General features: G+C 45.5%; 16 protein-coding genes. 8 read left to right on the top strand and 8 right to left on the bottom strand.

Going from position 1 to position 20390, the window contains the following annotated elements; genetic code table 11:
* Nucleotides 1-33: 33 nt before the first annotated feature.
* Genes KO531_RS00475 through KO531_RS00485 form a run of 3 tightly spaced genes read right to left on the bottom strand, consistent with a single transcriptional unit; the run spans nucleotide 34 to nucleotide 2427 of the window.
* Nucleotides 34-384, bottom strand: a complete 351-nt coding sequence (locus KO531_RS00475) for a DUF3325 domain-containing protein (RefSeq protein ID WP_131523018.1) — start codon at nucleotides 382-384, stop codon at nucleotides 34-36.
* Complete coding sequence (locus KO531_RS00480; RefSeq protein WP_219250100.1) at nucleotides 381-2051, bottom strand: PepSY-associated TM helix domain-containing protein; 1671 nt, start codon at nucleotides 2049-2051, stop codon at nucleotides 381-383. The genes KO531_RS00475 and KO531_RS00480 overlap by 4 nt, the downstream gene beginning before the upstream one ends.
* Before the next feature lies 1 nt (nucleotide 2052).
* Nucleotides 2053-2427: a DUF3649 domain-containing protein gene (locus KO531_RS00485; RefSeq protein ID WP_105249833.1), complete on the bottom strand. Its 375-nt coding sequence runs from the start codon at nucleotides 2425-2427 to the stop codon at nucleotides 2053-2055.
* Between the two features lie 428 nt (nucleotides 2428-2855).
* Here KO531_RS00485 and KO531_RS00490 point away from each other — a divergent pair, with 428 nt between their 5' ends.
* Nucleotides 2856-4424: a PAS domain-containing methyl-accepting chemotaxis protein gene (locus KO531_RS00490; protein ID WP_219250101.1), complete on the top strand. Its 1569-nt coding sequence runs from the start codon at nucleotides 2856-2858 to the stop codon at nucleotides 4422-4424.
* A gap of 248 nt (nucleotides 4425-4672) precedes the next feature.
* Complete coding sequence (gene raiA / locus KO531_RS00495) at nucleotides 4673-5029, top strand: ribosome-associated translation inhibitor RaiA (RefSeq protein WP_028760784.1); 357 nt, start codon at nucleotides 4673-4675, stop codon at nucleotides 5027-5029.
* A 92-nt stretch (nucleotides 5030-5121) separates the two neighbouring features.
* Here the strand turns inward: raiA and KO531_RS00500 are convergent, their stop codons facing one another.
* Together KO531_RS00500 and KO531_RS00505 are read right to left on the bottom strand one after the other, a co-directional pair.
* Nucleotides 5122-5772, bottom strand: a complete 651-nt coding sequence (locus KO531_RS00500) for a response regulator transcription factor (protein WP_219250102.1) — start codon at nucleotides 5770-5772, stop codon at nucleotides 5122-5124.
* 29 nt (nucleotides 5773-5801) lie between these two features.
* Nucleotides 5802-6980, bottom strand: a complete 1179-nt coding sequence (locus KO531_RS00505) for a histidine kinase (protein WP_219250103.1) — start codon at nucleotides 6978-6980, stop codon at nucleotides 5802-5804.
* Nucleotides 6981-7163: 183 nt separating this feature from the next.
* On the opposite strand from KO531_RS00505, the gene KO531_RS00510 reads away from it, so the two are divergent.
* The gene (locus KO531_RS00510) at nucleotides 7164-7670 is read left to right on the top strand and encodes a DUF2141 domain-containing protein (RefSeq protein ID WP_219250104.1); all 507 of its coding nucleotides are present in this window, start codon (nucleotides 7164-7166) and stop codon (nucleotides 7668-7670) included.
* Between the two features lie 15 nt (nucleotides 7671-7685).
* Complete coding sequence (locus KO531_RS00515; protein WP_219250105.1) at nucleotides 7686-9344, top strand: carotenoid oxygenase family protein; 1659 nt, start codon at nucleotides 7686-7688, stop codon at nucleotides 9342-9344.
* 62 nt (nucleotides 9345-9406) lie between these two features.
* On the opposite strand, the gene KO531_RS00520 is transcribed toward KO531_RS00515, so the two are convergent.
* On the bottom strand, nucleotides 9407-10129 hold the full coding sequence (locus tag KO531_RS00520) for a YebC/PmpR family DNA-binding transcriptional regulator (RefSeq protein WP_219250106.1): 723 nt from the start codon (nucleotides 10127-10129) through the stop codon (nucleotides 9407-9409).
* Nucleotides 10130-10564: 435 nt separating this feature from the next.
* On the opposite strand from KO531_RS00520, the gene KO531_RS00525 reads away from it, so the two are divergent.
* Together KO531_RS00525 and KO531_RS00530 are read left to right on the top strand one after the other, a co-directional pair.
* On the top strand, nucleotides 10565-12133 hold the full coding sequence (locus KO531_RS00525) for a methyl-accepting chemotaxis protein (RefSeq protein ID WP_219250107.1): 1569 nt from the start codon (nucleotides 10565-10567) through the stop codon (nucleotides 12131-12133).
* Nucleotides 12134-12465: 332 nt separating this feature from the next.
* Nucleotides 12466-12690 carry a TIGR02922 family protein gene (locus KO531_RS00530; protein ID WP_028760777.1) on the top strand — a complete coding sequence of 75 codons (225 nt, stop codon included), beginning with the start codon at nucleotides 12466-12468 and terminating at the stop codon, nucleotides 12688-12690.
* 176 nt (nucleotides 12691-12866) lie between these two features.
* Here the strand turns inward: KO531_RS00530 and KO531_RS00535 are convergent, their stop codons facing one another.
* Nucleotides 12867-13448: a TetR/AcrR family transcriptional regulator gene (locus KO531_RS00535; protein ID WP_219250108.1), complete on the bottom strand. Its 582-nt coding sequence runs from the start codon at nucleotides 13446-13448 to the stop codon at nucleotides 12867-12869.
* Between the two features lie 133 nt (nucleotides 13449-13581).
* Between KO531_RS00535 and KO531_RS00540 the strand changes: the two genes are divergently transcribed.
* A complete protein-coding gene (locus KO531_RS00540) occupies nucleotides 13582-14649 on the top strand; it encodes an alkene reductase (RefSeq protein ID WP_219250109.1) in 1068 nt (355 codons plus the stop codon).
* A 70-nt stretch (nucleotides 14650-14719) separates the two neighbouring features.
* Here KO531_RS00540 and KO531_RS00545 read toward each other — a convergent pair whose 3' ends face one another.
* Nucleotides 14720-17137 (bottom strand): ATP-binding protein, encoded by a 2418-nt coding sequence (locus tag KO531_RS00545; protein WP_219250110.1) that lies wholly within the window; start codon nucleotides 17135-17137, stop codon nucleotides 14720-14722.
* Between the two features lie 519 nt (nucleotides 17138-17656).
* Between KO531_RS00545 and KO531_RS00550 the strand changes: the two genes are divergently transcribed.
* A complete protein-coding gene (locus KO531_RS00550) occupies nucleotides 17657-20377 on the top strand; it encodes a bifunctional diguanylate cyclase/phosphodiesterase (protein ID WP_219250111.1) in 2721 nt (906 codons plus the stop codon).
* Nucleotides 20378-20390: the final 13 nt, after the last annotated feature.

Below are 20390 nucleotides of genomic sequence, written 5' to 3' on the forward strand. Positions count from 1 at the left end.
AGCCATGATCGCCATGCCAGTGTTAGCTGGACATTAGATCCCAGCACTCAGTAATAGAGTGCCAGTGAGCACGCTGCCAGTGACGATTCCTATCGGTAAATGGCGCGGGCTGTAGCTTAACGTTAGGATGACCAGCATTGCCGCGAGGGAAATTATTCCCATAAACAAAATGCTCCCGTAGGCCCAGCCCTGATCGCTCGCACAGGCACTTAAGCTAAACGCCAGTAGTAACCAAGCAAACAAGGTTAGCAAATGACTTTGCCATTGTGCTGGTGGACGATTGAACACATCCTTGAAGTGACCAAATTTAGCTAAAGCAAACAGGGCGAGGGAAAGATAACTCAAACCTAAGATCCCAAGTAGGGGGATAAATTCTGGCATCATGATTTGGCTTCCTCCAATGAAGATGACGAGCTAAGGTCGCTGGCAAGGGATGTTTGGGATTCGCTTCTACGTGCATTTTTTGCTTTTGCTGGGCGTTTAGCGGGGGCCTTAGCAATCAAAGTCACTCTTTTACTGGCAAATAGCATAGCGCTACCAAGTAGCACTGCGAGCACGTCAAATCCGACTAAAGCCCATTGATGGGATTGGATATTGTCGATGATATTGCTTGGTGATGTGAAGGCATTGAGCACAGGCAGCGCACAGCACAAAATCCCTGTGAGTCGTAATGCGGTTTGCCACTGGCGACGTGAACGACCCAAGAAAGCCCAAACTCCCATTGCCGCTAACGCGATAAAGAAACTGTGAACTTCCCATTCAGAGCGGCTTGCAAAACTTGTCGATAAGAGACGATTGGCGTAAAAGAAGGCTACAGTGCCTAAGGGTAATCCTAAGATAAACATGAAGTTTAACCCTTCAACTAAACGTAATCCAAAGCTTGGTTTCTCGCCTTTATCGATCAATTTTTGCTGTTTTTGACGTAGACGAATGGCCCACATCAAAGTGCCTGTCGCGATCATAGCGCAGCCTAATAAACCGCAGAAAAAGAATAAAAATCTTAGCAGCGGTGCCGCAAAACGTGCTGTGTGCAGCGACATCATAGTATCGTAAGTCGCGGATGCTCCAGAGGCTTCGTGCGGGCTGGCATATTTAAGCTCACCATTTACCCCGTTGAATATCAAAATATTGGCTTCATCGGTCACATCTTTACCTGTGTTTTGGTAAAAGGTCACTTGGCTATTTTGATCTTTAGGGTATGACACTATCACTTGCTTAATTGGCGCATCGCCCCATGCGGCTTTCACTTGAGGTAGTAATTGGCTCAGTTGCACCTGTGGCGCACTAATCCCCGCGGCTTTCTCGGTTTGTCTGGCGGGATTAAGTTCTTTTAAAAAAGTTTGGTTATCACCCGAATAGGCGGTATTAACCGTCCATGGGATATAGATAAGCATTAGGGTAATAAGCCCTGTATAAGTGATCATCAAATGGTAGGGCAGGGCGATGACAGAGCTCACATTGTGCGCGTCTAGCCAAGAGCGAGCGCCTTTATCCCGTCTAAAACTGAACAAATCTTTGAAGATCCGTTTGTGGATCACTATGCCACTGATAAGGGCGATCAGCATAAACATAGTGCAAACGCCGACGATATAGCGGGCTGTAATAGCAGACATATAGTGCAAGTCAAAGTGCAGACGATAGAAGAAATCACCGCCGCGACTCTCACGCACTTCTGAGATCATGCCGCTGCCATCTGCTAAGGCTACATGTTCTTCAGTCTTGCCACGACGCTGACCTTTTTCTGGTGGCAGTTGCCAGCTAACGCTTTGAAAGGGGGTTCGTTCAGTTGGAAAACCTATCATCCAGCGCTGCGCTGTTGCCGGCGAATGCGCTTCTATGTAACTTTGACCTTTATCTAATTGGTTTTCGAGGGTATCGGCTCGGTAGTCTTGATAAACCCCTTTGTGTAATTCGGGTTCATTCCAAAGGCTGATCTCATGGCGAAAATAACTCAAGCTACCCGCAAAAAAGATCAATAATAATACCCAACATACCAGCAAGCCTGCCCAGGTATGTAGCCAAGATAAAGTTCTAAAAAATGTCTCTTTCATCTTATTGCCCACATACCTTGATCAATCCAAAACATAACAAACTCACTAAGCCTAAATCTCGCCACGCATGCCAGGTTTTACGCACACAAAAGGCATAAATAATAGCAATGGCATAAAACAGGAAAGCTAACATATTGGCCGTTATCGTGCTTTCAAAGCGCGGCATAGGTAGCACTAATGTCAGCAGGCAAGCCAAGGTTGCTGCCGCAACATAACCCGCCACTAGAGCGGCACTCGCACGCGCAAAGACTTTGAAGGCAAACTGCGATTGCTCTTGCTTAAACCATTGCACAATTCCCCGCGAAATCAGCGAGATCGAGCGCATTTGAGTTGTAGAAGATTGCGTTGAGGTTTCAAACGCGGGTGTATTAGACATAAGTGCCACTTCTCATTTCGAGCCAATATGGGTCTGTTATGGCTATCCGCTACTGTTGATTCTGCAAAGTGTGCTTGAGCTTTTTGGCTTAACGACGAATGCATTTCTATAGCAGTAGATAGCTAACCGCGAGAAGTATAACTTAGTTAATTCAAATGATAAACGATATCATTTAGATTCGAATGTGAATTTGTGATCTTAAGCTAATCTGCTTTAGCGAGTGTAGGGTGACGAGTTTAACGTATGTAGCGTAACGAGCGCCCTGTCACAATTGTTTGTTTTTATTTGTTGATATGTGTTTAGTGGTTACTGCTTGTTTAGCGTTAGGTTAATTTTTATGCTGCCAATGTGAGCTTTATCAATTTTGATAGACGACGGTTTTGGCAGAATGCGTTATCTTTTTTACCGAGACCTAGCCTGATAACCCTATGCATAAAAATTCTACAAATGGTGAAACACACCTGTCAGATAATGCGATTTTACTATCAACGACGGATCTGAAGGGAAACATTAAATATGTGAATCAGACCTTTTCGCAGATCAGTGGGTTTAGTGTTACTGAGTTGCAAGGGAATCCACATAACATAGTGCGCCATCAAGATATGCCTGCGGCTGCATTTAAGATCCTCTGGGAGCGAATTAAGCAGGGTAAGCCTTGGATGGGGATAGTTAAAAATCGCACCAAAACGGGCGGCTATTATTGGGTGAATGCCTACGTCGCGCCTGTGTATGAAGATGGTAAAGTTCATGAGTATCAATCTGTTCGTCGCCAAGCTACCCCTGAGCAGATTAAAGCCGCTGAGAGTATTTACAGTGCTATTAATCAGGGCAAGCAACCTAAAGTATTGCGTAAAGATAGGTTAGGTTTCAGTGGTAAAATACTGCTGGCCATGTTGGTTTCGATTACGGCTACGGCGATGATTGCCAGTTATTCCCCCATAGTTGCCGCGATGGTGGGAATGAGTCTCGCGTGCCTAGCATGGTATTACCTGATGCAGCCGCTGCAAAAGCTTGTGTCTATGGCAACCAACATTATTGACGATCCCGTCGCTACGGGCGTGTACACCGGCCGCCAAGATGAGATCGGTAAATTAGACCTCGCCCTACGTTTTTTGATCACTGAAATTGGTGGCGTTGTTGGCCGTATGGCTGATTCTGCCAGTGAGATCCAAGCACAAAGTGTCAGCCTTAAACAAACCATTACAAACACTTGGGAGCATGCCGATAGTCAGAGTGAACAAACCACGCAAGCTGCGACTGCGATGGAGCAGATGAGTGCCAGTTTTGCTGAAGTAACGGGAAACATTCATCGCACTGCCTCGGAAATGGTGTCGAGCCATGAGGCGGCTCAACGCGGGCATTCTCGTTTAGAAACGGTTATTGATGCAATACATCAGTTAAGTGTGCAAGTGAGCCACTTTTCCGATGTTGTACAAGCTATTGAACAAGATAGCAGTGCGATTCACCAAGTGCTCGAAGTCATACGTGCCATTGCCGACCAAACTAACTTATTAGCCTTAAATGCGGCAATTGAAGCGGCGCGGGCTGGGGAGAGTGGTCGTGGTTTTGCCGTGGTGGCCGATGAGGTCAGGCAGTTATCGAGCCGTACTAGCCAATCCACCTCGCAAATTGAGTTAATTGTTAGCCGTTTTAGGGAAAGCACTCAAAGGGCGACCTCGACCATGATGGCGGGGCAGGAACAGGTAAAACGTTCGGTTAGCTTAGCGCAAGATGCGAGTGTGGCTTTTGGCGAGTTGCTTTCATCTATTTCGCGAATTAATTCTTTGAGTGATGATAATGCGGCGGCGATGACGCAGCAGACTTCGGTGGCCGCAGAAATTAGCCGAGCCATCCATGTGATCAGCGACTTGGCTCAGCAGAGTTTAGAGCAGACGCTCGATGCGGCAGCGCGGGGTGATCAAGTGTCGCGTTTATCGACCAAGACGCATCATTTGTCCCAACAGTTTTGGCAGCAGAGTGTGCAACGTAAATATTAAGCGTATTTACCTTATGTCGTATTGCATTTTGTGATTGATTTATTATTAATGCCTGTTTATAAATCAATCACTTAATCATGTTTTTCTCGCTGTTTTATTTTTGACTTCTTGATGGAGGTCACATTTAGGAGATGCTAATACCTGAGTTGACCGAAATATTTGCCAATAACCCTTGTGTTTTATCCTGCATGCCCCAAGCTCTATTAGTGAAGCAAAAATAAAAGTAATGACACTAAAAGGGACAACCTATGAAAATAAATATTTCTGGTCACCACGTCGATGTTACTGATTCTATTAGAGAAGATGTTAACGAAAAATTTGCAAAAATCGCCACCCATTTCCCCTCTCTGATCGCACTGGACATTATTATTGCGAAAGAGCATGGCGAGTATCAGGTTGAGCTTCGTACGAATTATGAAGGAAGCCGTATTTCTGCTTCAGGTACCGATGAGGTTATGTACCCAGCAATCAAAGCTGCATCGAAAAAATTAGATGCAGCACTTAAGCACCGTAAAGGTCAGCTAAAAGCGGATTTGCATGAAACCCCGAGCTGTACAACGCCCGCTATTGCCCATGAAATTATCCAAGAGATGGATCTTCGTTAGGTTTTAGTCATAACTCATCGCTTTAGATGAGCACAAAAGGGCCTTAAATGGCCCTTTTTGTTGGCAATCGGGTTTGGTTTAATGCTAATGGGTTAAATCAATGCCAGTTGCAATCCTTTGAGCACAGCTTGGGTACGGTCTCTGCAATCGAGTTTAGTGAGTATGTTAGAGACATGATTCTTTACTGTTCCCTCGGCTAAAAATACCGCATTGGCGATTTCTTTATTGGAGAAGCCACCCGCCATAAAACTGAGAATTTCCCGCTCCCGTTCCGACAGTAATTCATTTCTAGTTACCACAATGTTAGGTGTGGGCTTAGGCTCACTCATCTGTTTGAGCACCGAAGGCTCTATCAAGTAGCCGCCTTTGGCGACGGTTTCGATGGCGTGCAGTAACTTGTCGAGTGACACATCCTTGAGCAAAAAGCCGTTGGCTCCCGCCTGTAAACTATTGAGGAATAACTCACTGTCGTCGAAGGTGGTTAACATGATGATAGGTAAACTATTGGCACTCTGGCGTATCTGTTTGAGCATGGTGATACCATCAAGATTTGGCATGCGGATATCACTGAGCAGTACATCGACGGGATTGCTGGCAAGCTTTTTGAGTGCATCTTGACCGTCTTCGGCTTGCCATAACACGCGAATGTTGTCGGAAATGGCGAGCAGGCTAGCGATACCTTGGCGAACCAATTGTTGATCTTCTACTAAACCGACACTGATAATGTTGTTTTGCGTATCCATAGAGATCCCAAAGCGTTTTTAATAAAAAGTTAAGCGAGTGCAGGGAGTGTGAGGGTGAGTTGGCAGCCGGGCGCCGAGTCATTTGCTCTTAACTCCAAGGTGCCATTAAAGGGTTGTAGCCTTTCCTGCATGCCGCCGAGCCCAGTACCGAACTGTCCTGTACCGTTTAGCCCTGTGCCGCTTTTAGCTGATGCGTTTCGCGCGGATCCCCGTGTTAGCCCCATGCCGTTGTCGCTTAGTTGCAATACCAGCGCGCTTTGGGAGTCTTCCATGCTCAGTTGCAGTTGATTCGCCTTGCCGTGACGTACGGCGTTGCTGATGCCTTCTTGCAGCACTAACAGTAGTGCCTGAGTCAGTTCGGCTGATTGCAGTGGCTTCATCCCTTTGCAGTTAAGAGTGACGCTGGGTAAGCGGGTCATCAGTGCCTCTAAAGGTGGGACTAAATCCAATCCCACTTGCACTCTTTGCGCCCTGACGACGGCACGAATACTTTCAAGTAGCTCTTTGGCTAAGGATTTACTTTGGTTAACTTGAGGTTTGAGCTCCTCGGGCGCGGTATGGCTTAGTACTTCCAATTGCAGGGAAAGCGCTGTGAGTTGGTGGCCGAGAATGTCGTGCAAATCGCGTGATATCCTTAATCTTTCTTGCTGTTCGCTGGCTTGGCTCAGTAGGGCGCGAGTGGCAATAAGCTGTTGGTTTAGCTGTTCTTGTATCAAACGTGATTTACGTTCAGAAAGCCTTGCTTGGCTACTGCTGTAGGCAAAGAGTTGAAAGCCAAGATAAATCAAAATATTGAACACATTGCTTTGTTCATGCAATTGCCATTTCAGCAGCGCGTAATAAACCAGGTTGGCTAGCAGCAGCTGTGAAATAGCTTGGCGGCGATTGAAAAACTCAGGCAACAGTGACGCCCAAATGACGAAGAGGATAGGCAGTAATGCGTTGTTTGCTGTGAGCATTAAGCTCAACACGATTAACGGCATCGCTAGCGTGGTTATGCGGCGAAGTTGAATATTATTATGCGCAACTTTATCGGTAGCTATCAGTATAAATTGCACTAAATACAACCCATAAAGCGTTGCATTGAGCATGCCTTGCCATGTATGTAATGCGGCTTGATTTATCCCAACCCAAGCCACTAATGCACAAGTGAGCACTCCTGCGGCAATTAAAATGTTCTCTTCTTTTGCTAATCGATTTTCTAGCACGAATGACGATTCCTTAATCCAATTCTGCCGACCATTCTAAGGTATCAGCGCCAGATGTCACTATGCCAAAAGTCATCTTGTTAAATTTTTGTTTCATGACTTTTGGCACCTGTTTTTCGTCCTGTGATTTTTTAAGCTAACTCCATCGCAGTCACTTATCAGCGCAAATAACAGGAGTAAGACATGAAACACGTGAACTCGGCTATGACAACACAGGTTCGCCAAGCTAATAAGACGAAAAGGACGTTATCGGCGATTTGGGGCGCAGGCTTAGCTTGCTTACTCTTGTCTGCAGGAAGTATGTCGGCAGGCTCCATGTCCACAGGCAGCCAGACACATACCCTGACTGTGGATATCGATAATATTCAAGTACAAACCGGCGCCTTGATGGTGGAGCTTTACGCCAATGCCGAGGATTACGCCGCAGGCCACAATCCTAGTGCGTCTATGATAAAACCCGTCACTAAGACAGAGCATAGGCTGGTATTTAGCGATCTCGCTGATGGCCAATATGCGGTCAAGGTCTTTCACGATGAAAATGGCAACCACAGCTTAGATACCAATATGTTAGGTGTGCCGAGTGAAGGCTATGGTTTTAGCAATAACGCCGGCAATTTTGGACCTGCGAGCTTTAAAGACGCCAGCTTTAGTTTGCAGGCCGATGCGCAAATCACTATACACATTCGCTAAGAGGGGCGCTGCACCATGGATAGACGTCAATTTCTAGCAGGCTCAGCCGCCCTAATGACGAGTGCAGTTTGGGCCAGTTCAGTGGATAAATTGCTGGCGCTGGATAACGCACAAACGGTCGCACGTGAGCCATGGGCGATTGGATTTAGTGGTGCTGAAGCTGACTATCAGCCACTGACTATGCAGGTTTCAGGCGAGTGGCCAGCGCAGTTGAGCGGCAATCTATATCGTAATGGGCCAGCGAAAATGTCTCGGGCAGGTAAGGCATATCAGCATTGGTTCGATGGCGATGGCATGGTGCAGCAGTTTAGTGTGAGCAATAGGCAAATTCAGCATCAGGCTAAGTTTATCCAAACAAAGAAGTTTAAAGTGGAAGAGGCCGCAGGCGCGTTTAAGTACACGACCGCAGGCACAGTGATCCCCAATGCTTTACCTATTCGAAATAACGATGACTTGAATGTGGCCAATACTAGTTTATTGCCGCGCCACGGCGAGTTGCTCGCTTTATGGGAGGCGGGTTCACCCTATCGACTTGATGCCCAGAGCTTAACCACGCTTGGCGTGAAAAGCTTTGGTGACAAATTTAAGGGCTTGCCCTTTTCTGCTCACCCGCTCGATGACGGACAAGGTGGACTATGGAATTTTGGCGTCTGGTATGTCGGTGGTGAGAAGCAATTACTTGTGTATCAAGTGGCACCCGATGACAGCATTGCCAGAATGGAAGTGATTGAATTACCTCAAGCTAGCTATTTACATGCCTTCGCGCAGAGTGAGAATAAGCTGGTGTTTTACATTTCATCCTGCGTGTATGAAGAGGGCGAAACCTATATTGATGCCTTTAAATGGCGCCCCGAATTGCCATCGCAATTACTGGTTATCGACAAAGCCGACTTTAAAACGCGGCAGTTACACCCGCTGCCTGCGGGATTTGTGTTTCACTTTGGTCAAGCCATTGAGAAGAATGACGAACTTTCTGTGCAGCTTTGCCTCTACCCCAATTCAGCTATTTTAACCCAAGGGATGAAGGGGTTACTGACGGGGGAGCGTAAAACTAAGACACCCCATGCAGAGTTAGTGACTATCACAGTACCACTCACAGCAGCTAGCAAAGCGCAGTTTGCGGAGACCTTGTCTTTCTCTACACGTATTAACCACAGCGGCGTGATGATGGAGTTTCCCCAGTTTGCGCAGCACACTATGAGTAACAAAGAGTCTGCACAGCAAACGAGCAATACCGAAAATCTTGCAGAGAAAACGGGTGGAGCTTCGGAATTTGTCCCGTTATTTGGCGTTGGAGCAAGATCAGATTCAGCTGTTAACTCTGGCTCCAGCTCTAACTTTAAATATGAAGCAGAATCTGAATCAGGACTGAGTAATACTCTGTATTGTATTCATAATACAAAAGACAGCAGCCAGCACGGTACGGATGAACTTGGCGACGCCAGCTATAGCGCGTTTTATCTTGGCAAAGGCAAGATTGCCGAAGAGCCGCTCTATATCCCCGCCACTGAGCAGCACGAAGCCTATTTACTGATGACTTGGCTCGATTACCATCATGCACAATCTGGCTTGTCTTTGTTTCGTGCCAGTGACATCAGTGCGGGCCCCATCGCTTCGGCTCAGATGGACAGGGTATTGCCGTTAGGGTTTCACGGTTGTTTCATTAACGCTTAATATATTGACCTATAAAAAACGCAGCCAAGGGCTGCGTTTTTTATTTCAGGCGAAAGCAGTGTTTAGTCTTCAATTTCCGCATTGTGATAGACGTTTTGTACGTCGTCACAATCTTCTAAAGCGGCGATAAACTTTTCAAACATGGCAACATCTTCACCTTCAACTTTAGTCATGTCCTGCGGTACGAAGGTGATATTGTCAAATTCAAAGTTAATCTCTGGCATCGCTTCGGTCAGCGCAGTTTTGACTTTAAAGTATTCAGTGTGCGGCGCGTATACTGTGATTAAGCCATCTTCCAGCTCAACATCGCTTACATCAACGTCAGCCATCATCAGCAGTTCTAAAATCGCATCTTCGTCATCACCCGCAAACACGAACACGGCTTGATGATCAAACATGTGGCCAACTGTACCTGGGCCGCCGAGTTTGGCATCGTTTTTCACGAAGGCTTGACGCACTTCGGTGAAGGTACGTTTTACATTATCGGTTAAGCAGTCAACAATGACCATGCAGTTGCCAGGACCAAAACCTTCGTAACGGGCGGTATCGTAATCTTCACCACCGCCGCCTTTGGCTTTTTCAATTGCGCGTTCAATAACATGCGCGGGCACTTGGTCTTTCTTAGCGCGTTCAATTAAGCGACGCAGTGATAAGTTTCCATCGGGCTCAACGCCGCCTTGCTTAGCGACAACGTAAATCTCTTTACCGTAGCGTGAATAAATGCGGGTTTTTTGACCGGCTGTTTTCGCCATGGATTCTTTCTTGTTTTGATATGCTCTGCCCATCTTGATCTCGTTAGCTCAAAAAAATTGCGCCGATATTAGCAGTTTTCTTGGCATAAGTGCAGTCGCCCCTATGTGATTTATTACCTAGAAGGCGACGGGGCACGCATTTCAGGGCAAAGTTGGTTTTCTCAAGGAAGATCCGCTTTTAGATAGGCTAGGACTATATCGCGATAGATTAATACTAATGTCTAATGCCATACGCTCGTGAGACTGTTGATGATAGCTAACTTCTACTTTGTTTATTTAGCGAGATAAATTATCTAGCTTATTCAGAGAAATAGACTAAAACTATAAATCTTGAGCGCTATCATAGTTAGCCCTCCCTCGTCAGTTGTAAGCAATAGCCGCTGTAATTGATAGCAGCTGAACGAAGGCTAATGATTCGACTCTTAGCATTTCCCTTTCATTTTTACCTTGCGCAGTTACGGGAAGTATATGGAAATACAGCACAAAATTTTAATTTTCATCAGTTTCACGCTGGTCACTCTGGGGAGTTTATTACTTGAGGGACTACATCTTCCGAGTATTGTGCAGGCGGTGATCTTGGGCGTTCTTGCCTGTGGCTTAGTGGTGTGGGTGTGTTTGCGCGCATCTAAGGCTAAGCTCGACACCGATGAGGCAAACATTAAGGCATTACAAGAGCAAAGCATCCCCGCCCACGACATTAGTGTGCAAACCAGCAAAATGGCTATCGGTTCGGCTGAGGTGTCGCATTTTATTGATTTACTGAATAAATCAATTGAATCAAATGGCGAGCATGCCAGTGCCATTGCGGTTGCTGCGGGGCAATTGAGTCACACTACGGCCCAACTTGGCGATAATGCCGCCGATATTTTAGGCCAAGCTCAAGAGGCTGAGCGCGTTAGCGTGCAGGGACGAAGTCAAGCTCAGAAAGGTGTTGCGGCCATTCGTTCACTGAGTACGGATATTGATACCGCCGCTGAGCAAGTGCAGGCGCTTAAATCAAGAGCCGAAGAAATCCAAAAAATTACCGAGGTGATTAACTCCGTTGCCGAGCAAACGAATCTGTTGGCCTTAAATGCGGCTATCGAAGCGGCTCGTGCGGGAGAGCAGGGTCGAGGTTTTGCGGTAGTGGCTGACGAAGTACGCAGCCTTGCGGGGAAAACGGCGGGTGCAACCCAAGATATTGGCAAAATGCTATTAGAAATCCGCAGTGAAACGGATAAAACTTCTGGGCTGATGGAGCGAGTCGTGACGCAAACAGCCGATGTGGTCGCCGCCATGGGCGAGTTAGACGCGCACTTCACTGAGATTTCGGCTTCTGTGACCCAATCGGCCCATGCCTTAGGTGATATGGAAGATTCACTCAAACAATATAACAACACTACTAACGACATTAGCCGCTCGGTGACTCAAATACGTGACTCGTTAAATTCGACGGGTAAACAGAGTCATAGCGTATCCGAGCAGGCCTTTACTTTATCCTTGACCACTGAGGGTATTTTTAAAGCGCTGTCTAAATGGGATACACAAACCTTCGATCAGCAGGTTCTGCAATTGGCGAATGTTGCCGCTAAAGCGTGCGGTGACAAGTTAGCACAAGGTTTAGCCAGTGGCAGTTTTAGCGAGGCTGATTTGTTTAATCCTAAATACCAACCTATTACCAATACTCAGCCGCAGAAATACAGCACGGCTTTCGATCGTTATACCGATCAGCATTTTCCTACAATTCAAGAGCCCATTCTGGCAAAACACAGCGAAATTATTTATGCGGGAGCCGTTGATAGGAAAGGTTATTTTCCGACCCATAATAAACGCTTTAGCCAAGCGCTGACAGGCAAAGTTGAGGTTGATATGGTGCACAATCGAACCAAACGCTTGTTTAATGATCCGACAGGGATCCGTTGCGGCACCCATACTGAACCTGTGCTATTGCAAACTTATAAACGCGATACGGGCGAAGTGATGCACGACTTGTCGGTGCCCATTTTTGTAAACGGTAAACATTGGGGCGGATTTCGAGTGGGATTTAAAGCTAAGTAGATTACTGATAACTCAAATTTAGGTTATTTACTCTAAAAAATGCATAAAAACGCATCTTTATTTGTGTCTTATATGTGATCGATGGTGGGTAGTTGGTTAACATAATAGAAATAGATTGGCATCTTTTTGCCGAAGTGCTTAAATAGCCCAAGGTGTACAGTATAAGACAGTATTGTATCCAATAAAAAATCATAAAATTTGAATAAGACCTTAAGTAATTGATTTAAAATGTTTAAAATATCTTTTTGGATATTTTAAAATGTTGAGGACAGGGAGCTCTCTTGCGACGTAAATATAACGCAGTAGATGCTGCTTAATGTGAGTTAAATGTGATGCAAGCAAATCAAGCGACTGTAACTGTTTTATATTATGATGCGCCCGTAGGGTTAATTATGCACAACGCCGTATTAGGTAATTTGCCAGTGAGTGAAGCTGGGCGTGTGATGATACCTGCAAGTTTCCGCAAGGGAAAATCTATAATTGCTGTACTTGAAGGTGAGTGTAAGATATTGAATTCATTAGGTGAGCGAGTGTTTGCTCAAGCTAATATAGGTTAACATTTTAAACTAATCGTCATTCTTGGGACGAATAATTCGCTTTGCTAAATTATCGTCCCGACATCTTCTGCAAAAACTTTATTCAATCCATCTATTTCTATTAATGTTAGGGCTTGTTCGCCTAATCATATTCGGTTAGTCATTCAGATATTTACTGTCCCACAAATTAACGCACTTTAATGGCAGACTTCTGCCAATAATTGGTCTGCAAGGTACTGTAAGGTTTCGGCATTAGGATGGGTATGGGCGAAGGTTCTTAAACCATAAATTCCCATCATTAAATATTGGGCTCTTTGCTCGCTGCTGCGATCGCCTTGGAGGAGTCCTTGTAACGTTGCGGTGGCAAATTGTAGTGTGAGTGCTTGCTGCCAAGATTGTAGATACTGATTGATGATGTCCCGGATCTCAACATCTTGCTCTGCAATTTCATTTAACGCTTTTGTCAGTAAGCAAGCTTGGGCGCTATCGCAACTCAGACATTCAATAACGAGATGATCTAAGTAGGTTTTCAAATTAGTCAGCACATTCTCGCCATTGCCGAATAGATTGTTGAATTGCTCGTTTCTGTCGAGTTGATATTGCTCAATGGCCGCGATTAATAACCCGCGTTTATTAGTGAAGGCACAGTAAATCGACCCCGGATGTAATCCCGTGGCTTGAGTAAGATCTTGCATGCTCGTTTTGGTATAACCTTTGTGCATGAAGGCGGCCATAGCGCCGCGAAGTACCTGTTCTCGGTCGAACTCTGCATTACGCATCGAATTTAATTCACTTGTATAGAAACGCTTAGGCCAGATTCTACCTAAATTTGAACAAACATTCAAAAATGAACTTGAATGATCGTTCAAATAATAATATCTTGAATGCATATTCAAGAATGGAACTGAGAAAATGACCACACAAACCACGCCAAATTCATTGGTAAATCTGTTCGATACCTACTCACTTAATGACACTATTACCTTAAATAATCGTATCTTAATGGCACCTTTAACCCGTTGTATGGCGGATGCCGATTTAGTGCCGAACGATGATATGGTTGCCTATTATGCACGCCGCGCCGAAGCGGGTTTGATCATCACAGAGGCGACGATTATTCGTCCCGATGCTCAAGGTTATCCCAATACCCCTGGTATTTTTACTCAAGCGCAAATTGCTGGCTGGCGTAAAGTGACCGATGCTGTACATGCCAATGGCGGTAAGATTTTTGTGCAGTTATGGCATACGGGCCGTGTTGCTCATCCACACTTTTTCGGTGGTGGTGATGTGCTTGCGGCATCAGCGCAGAAGATTGAAGGCAGCGTGCCAAGAATGCGCGAACTGACTTATGTCACGCCAAAACCCGCCACACTTGAGGATATTCAAGGCCTAGTGCGTGATTACGCCAAAGCGGCGGAAAATGCCATTGAAGCTGGCTTTGATGGTGTTGAGATCCACGGTGCAAATGGTTATTTGATTGACACTTTCTTACACCATGACAGCAATCGCCGCACCGATGAATACGGTGGAACACCTGCCAATATGTCCCGTTTTGCGCTTGAGGTTGTCGATGCTGTTGTGGCTCGTATCGGCAAAGACAGAACCGGTTTACGGATTTCTCCAGGGGCTTATTTCAATATGGCGGCAGATAGTCGTGACCGCGAAGTGTTCGATTACTTCTTGCCTGAGCTGGAATCCCGCGATATCGCTTTTGTGCATATTGGGATTTTCGATGACAGCATGGAATTCGATTATCTTGGTGGCAGAGCTTCAAGCTATGTGCGCGCACACTATGGCAAAACCTTAGTGGGAGTTGGAAGCTACAGCGCTGAAACCGCCAGTGAAGCGATTGCGGCGAATAAGTTTGATTTGATTGCTATTGGTCGCCCATTCATTGCCAATCCTGACTATGTTGCTCGCGTGCGTGATGGCGTTGAACTTGTTCCTTACAGCGATGAAATGCTTACAAGCTTAGTGTAATTTCGCTTAATAGCTTTATAAAGAAAGGGTTAGCATGTGCTAACCCTTTTCGTTTGTCTCTCGTTTTTATTTAATCCGCTTTAACTAAGGATCTGAGTGCGGTGAGTTTTTGCTGAGCGATGCCGAAAATGCTCTCGGGAGAATATTGCCCTTGGCTAGGTGCGGCCGTTTGCGGCAAACTTCCTGCGGTTTTACCGAGCAGTAATTCCATTGCTTGAGTCACATGGGTAATAGCCCAAATATGGAATTCCCCCTGTGCCACTGCATCGACAATGTCTTTGCGCAGCATAAGGTTGGCCATGTTCGAGGCCGGAATAATCACCCCTTGCTCCGGTGTACGGCCTTTTATTTTACAAACATCGAAGAAGCCTTCAATTTTTTCATTCACGCCGCCAATGGGTTGAGCCTCACCAAATTGGTTCATCGAACCTGTGATGGCAATATCTTGCCTTAGTGCTTGCTCGCTAATGGCCGAGATAATCGCGCAACATTCGGCCATTGAGGCGCTGTCACCGTCCACACCGCTGTATGATTGTTCGAAGGTGAGGTAAGTGGTGAGCGGGATTTGCGCCGTCTTACCTAAAACTGAGGCTAAATAAGCGGTTAAGATCAACACGCCCTTAGAATGGATCCGGCCTCCAAGTTTGACTCTGTGCTCGATATCCATCACTTCACCCTTACCAAACGCTGTGGTTGCTGTGATGCGATTGGGCATACCAAACTGATGATCTGAGGTCGAGATTACGGATAAGGCATTGATTTGCCCAACCACTTTGCCCTGAGTGCTAATCAAGGTCGTGCCGTTGGTAAAGCTTTGCATTATGTTGTCGTGCAGACGCGAGACTCTTTGCTCTTGATTTCGCAGTGCTTGCTCAACGTGCGGCACTAAAATTTGCTGGCTACCCGAAGATTTAGCGCAGTAGTTTGATTCCCGCAGCAGGTTGGCAATATTGGCTGAGTGTAGCGACAGTTTTTGTTGATCTTCGGCCTCACGCGAGCTGTATTCGATGATGCGTGCTATAGCCGCACGGTCGCAATGTAGCATGTTGTTGTCGTGAACTATGCTCGAAATAAAGCGGGCATAGTGCGCCTCAGAAGTTGAGGTTCTGTCCATCACATCTTCAAAATCGGCGGTAACGCGGAATAACTCACTGAAGTCAGGATCATAGTGCTGTAACAGCTGATAAGTTTCGTGATCGCCAAACAGAATAATTTTCACATCTAAGGGGATAGGCTCAGGCGCCAATGAAATCGTGCCCGACAGTGACACTTCCCGCTCCAGCGAACTTAAATCGAGTTTGCGTGAACGCAGGGCGCGTTTTAACCCGTCCCACACGTAAGGGCGTTCTAACACTTTTACCGCATCCATCAATAACACGCCGCCGTTAGCTTTGTGCAGACTGCCGGAGCGGATAAGTGAGAAGTCGGTGAACACTGTCCCCCTGAAGGTAGCATTTTCCACATAGCCAAATAGGCTGTGATAACTTGGGCTTTCTTCTACGACAATAGGGAATTTTTGAGTCCCTTGAGCGACCAAAACGTTAACTTGGTAGCGGCGGGGCATTTTCTTTTCAAGGGAAGCGTAGGCTAGGCCCAGTTGTTCTTCACTTTCTTCTAAAAAGATATCTAAATTGTCTAAGATATCCGCCTGCATACCGGTTAAGAAAGTCCGCGCTTCGAGCTGGTGCTTGAACTTATCTTTGAGTGGCTTAATAAAATGAATTAACACTTCTTTGGCGACTTGTTCGTCATGTTCTTGCTGCTTGTCGCTGAATTCTTCTTCCCATTCAGTGATTTGGCGAATAATACCGCGCAGTTTAACTTCTAGGCCATTGATATTACTTTCAAATTGACTACGTTCAGTCTCTGTCAATGCTTCGAATGAAGCTTCGTCATGGGGTTCTTCACCATTGAGCGCTACCATTTGATAGTCGCCCTGCATGGTTAAACTGAGGCTGATGCCTTTTTGTTTTGCTTCTTCGGTTAATTCAGTGAGTGCGACTTCTTGTTTCTGTGATAATTGGCTTTTGAGCTTTTCAGTGCGGGCATAATACATTTCATTATCAAAGGCTAAAGGCATAGCTTTGACAAGTTTAAGCATCAACTTTTCGACGGCTTTTTTAAATTCAAGCCCAGTCCCTGCGCTCAGTTTGAGCACTTTAGGGCAACGGGTATCATCGAAATTAACCACATAGCACCAATCGTACAGGGTATGGTCGTTTGGCTCGTGACGGCTTAGGTAACGCAGCATCATAGTTCGTTTGCCGAGGCCGTTCTGACCTATGGCGTAGATGTTGTAACCCTTTTCTTTAATTCCCATTGCAAACTCTACTGCTTGCTGGGCGCGTTCTTGGCCGACAATATCATTGAGAGGTGTGAGTTCTGCTGTCGATTGGCAATCTGTGCTTAATTGGTCGAGTTCGCAAATGCGATATAATTGTTTACTGTTGAGCAGGGTAGCTTGGCTTGATACGACGTCAGTGGGCATAAATATCCTTGGTTTTTCAGCCTTATTATTTCCATTGTAGACAATAAGATAGCATTTTTGTCAATCAAAACTCTGTTATTGCTGATATATGTCTTTAGGGATGGTTTTCTCTCGCTAAGAAAGTGCTGAATTATCGGGGGAAGACTTAATTGATTAAGTCTAACTAATTGTTACTCAATAAACTTATCGCGATACTGACACTAAAATTTTGTGCTAAAGTAGCAAATGCAATGTTAGTTGGATTTACCCGTGCAAGCAGTCTGCTGAGTGTGAGTAAGTTAGTGTGAATTTTGATGGTTTGACCTCTACCACCCTAAAAGGTGGATATGATGGAGTAAGTTTTAGATCCAACCTTAGTGCCAATTGAGATGTATTGATTTGATGTTAAACGTAAAATTTTATGAGATTTTACTGCTTGGTTAACGTTTTCCCTCTGTAGCAATATTGGGCATGTGTTTAAGGTCTTACGGTATTCTCGCCGTAGGCCAATTGAGCAGTAACGAGATCTGAGTTGGCAAGATGATGATAGATGTACCTATTACGCAGCAACAGCTGGATAACTGGTTGAGTGACTTAAATTTAGTCGCTGAGATATCAAGCAGTAAAGCAATGTTATTAGCATGGAATGCTGCGGGTGAACTTAGCAGCATGTTAAGTTCAGACTCTGCGGCTGAAAGTGAAATACAGGCAATACTCAGCCACCTAAGTGGCAATCATTTGGCTAACACCCAGCCTGTTATAAGCCAGTCCGTTGTGATGCCCTCAATGGTCACACCATCTAAAATCGTTCCTAATCCCTTTGATGTTATTGATAAACCTACTATTCCTCCTCTAAGTAATGCTAAGTTGTCCTGCCTGAGTGAGCCAATTTCAGCATTGCCCCGATTAGGCAGTCATCAAATCACGGCTGCATTATCTGTATCACAGCTAACTGAGCAGGTACGTGAGCCTCTGTTAATTATGGATACTCGGCAGCACTCAGATTGGCACACTTGCAACTTAGTCGGCAGCGTGATTTGTTTGTCTCTCGCTTGGCCATCTGGGGCTAATTTTGGCTTTTTATGTTTCTATCATAACGAGGCTCACGGCGTAGATTCAAAAACGCTACAACTCACTAAGCTTATCAGCGATAGCATTCAACACCAGTTAGGCGAGATATTGAGCCAACATAATGCGGCTGAAACATTAAGCCGAGGTTCATCGAGTCGTGTCGATACGGTCGATTTACAAACTTTTATCGATAGTTTTGACGAACATATTTGGATGAAAAATGCCGCTGGCATTTACACTCTTTGCAATCGTAGTGTTGAGAATGCGTGGGAAATGCCCCGTAGTGAGATTGTTGGTAAATCCGATGTTGAACTCTTTGGTGCTGATATTGCAGAGATTTTTCTAGAGGGTGATAGGCTCGCTATCGAGTCTGGTACACCTATCATTGTCGCTGAGTGTTTAGATGGCAGTGAAGCTAAAAATCATCTTTGGCTAGAAACGCTAAAACTCCCAACACTCAATGCCCTGGGTGAGCTCGTGGGCGTTATCGGTATGACTCGCAACATCTCCAAGCATAAAGCAGTTGAAGAACAACTGACACTGGCGACCAATGTGTTTAAAAACTCGGTTGAAGGTGTGGTTGTGACCGACCGGCATGGCAATATTACCGACGTTAACGGTGCATTTTTTGAGATCACAGGTTATGTGAGGGAAGAGTTACTCGGCCAGAATCCTCGGATTTTTAGTTCGGGTCGGCATGATAAAGATTTTTTCGATAAACTCTGGAATGCCTTGCTTACTCAAGGTAAATGGAATGGCGAAATTTGGAATCGGCGTAAAAATGGCACGATTTTTCCGCAAAATATCACCATAAGCACTATTTATGATGACGTTGGAGATGTGCGTTATTTTGTCGCTGTATTTGCCGATATTTCAGCCCAGAAAGAGAATGAAGCGCAACTCACGCACTTAGCGTATTTTGACCCGCTAACGCATTTGCCCAATCGCATGAAGTTCATGATGCAGCTTAAGCAAGAAGTGCGACAAGCTAAGCGGCTGAATTTGCAATTAGCGACTGTGATGATTGATGTCGATCTGTTCAAGCATATCAACGACAGTTTTGGCCACAGTATAGGCGATGAGATGTTGGTCGAGCTTGCCAAGCGTTTACGCAGTCAAGTGGGTGATCAGGATGTGTTATCACGGATTGGTGGCGATGAGTTTGTGGCATTGATTTCAGGGATCGACAATAGTGCAGATGCCGCAGTTGCCATAAATCAATTGCGCCAAGTGTTTGAGCAACCTTTTATTGTGAGCACGGGCGACCACTTACGTTTAACGGCGAGTATGGGCGTTTCTTTGTATCCGAATGATGGAACCGATGCGGACACTTTACTGCGTAACGCCGATGCAGCCATGTATCGCGCCAAAAATGATGGCCGCAATAATTATGCTTTCTATACTGAGTCCTTAACTCAACAGTCTTTTGAACATCTTAAGCTGCAAAGTGCCCTCTATGGCGCGATTGAGCAAAATGCTTTGTACTTAATGTACCAGCCAAAACTTGATTTAGTGACTCGACAAACCGTGGGATTTGAAGCATTACTGCGTTGGCACGATCCTCTACTGGGGTTGATTTCTCCCGCGATATTTATTCCTGTGGCAGAAAAAATAGGTCTTATCCATGAAATTGGCTTATGGGTTTTAGAAACCGCTTGCCGTCAAGGCATGCGCTGGCTTAGTGAAGGCAAACATTTTGGCCGTATTGCCGTGAACGTGGCAGGACAACAGTTACAGCGCAGTTCCTTTGTGGATGATGTGAAACGTGTCTTAGCTGAAACGGGTTTGCCCGCCAAGCATTTAGAGCTTGAAGTGACCGAAAGTGTGATGATGCAGAACCCTGATCTTGCTATCCGTGACTTAAAGCGACTTGGCGATCTGGGTATCGAATTATCGGTTGATGATTTTGGTACTGGCTATTCATCGCTCAACTATTTGAAAAAACTGCCTATTCATAAATTGAAAATTGATCAATCTTTTGTGCGAGACATTCCCTTCGATACCAACAATACCGCTATCGCTAAGGCTGTGATTGCGCTTGGACATGCGTTGAAGCTGGAAATTATCGCCGAAGGGGTTGAAACTAAAGAGCAAGCTGATTTCCTACAACAAAACCAGTGCGATCAAGCCCAAGGTTACCTTTTTAGTCGTCCGCAACTAGCTGCAGATCTCGACGCATTTTTATCGTAAAACAAGTTTGCAT

The organism is Shewanella sp. NKUCC06_TVS (assembly GCF_019345515.1).
GTDB lineage: Bacteria > Pseudomonadota > Gammaproteobacteria > Enterobacterales > Shewanellaceae > Shewanella > Shewanella oncorhynchi.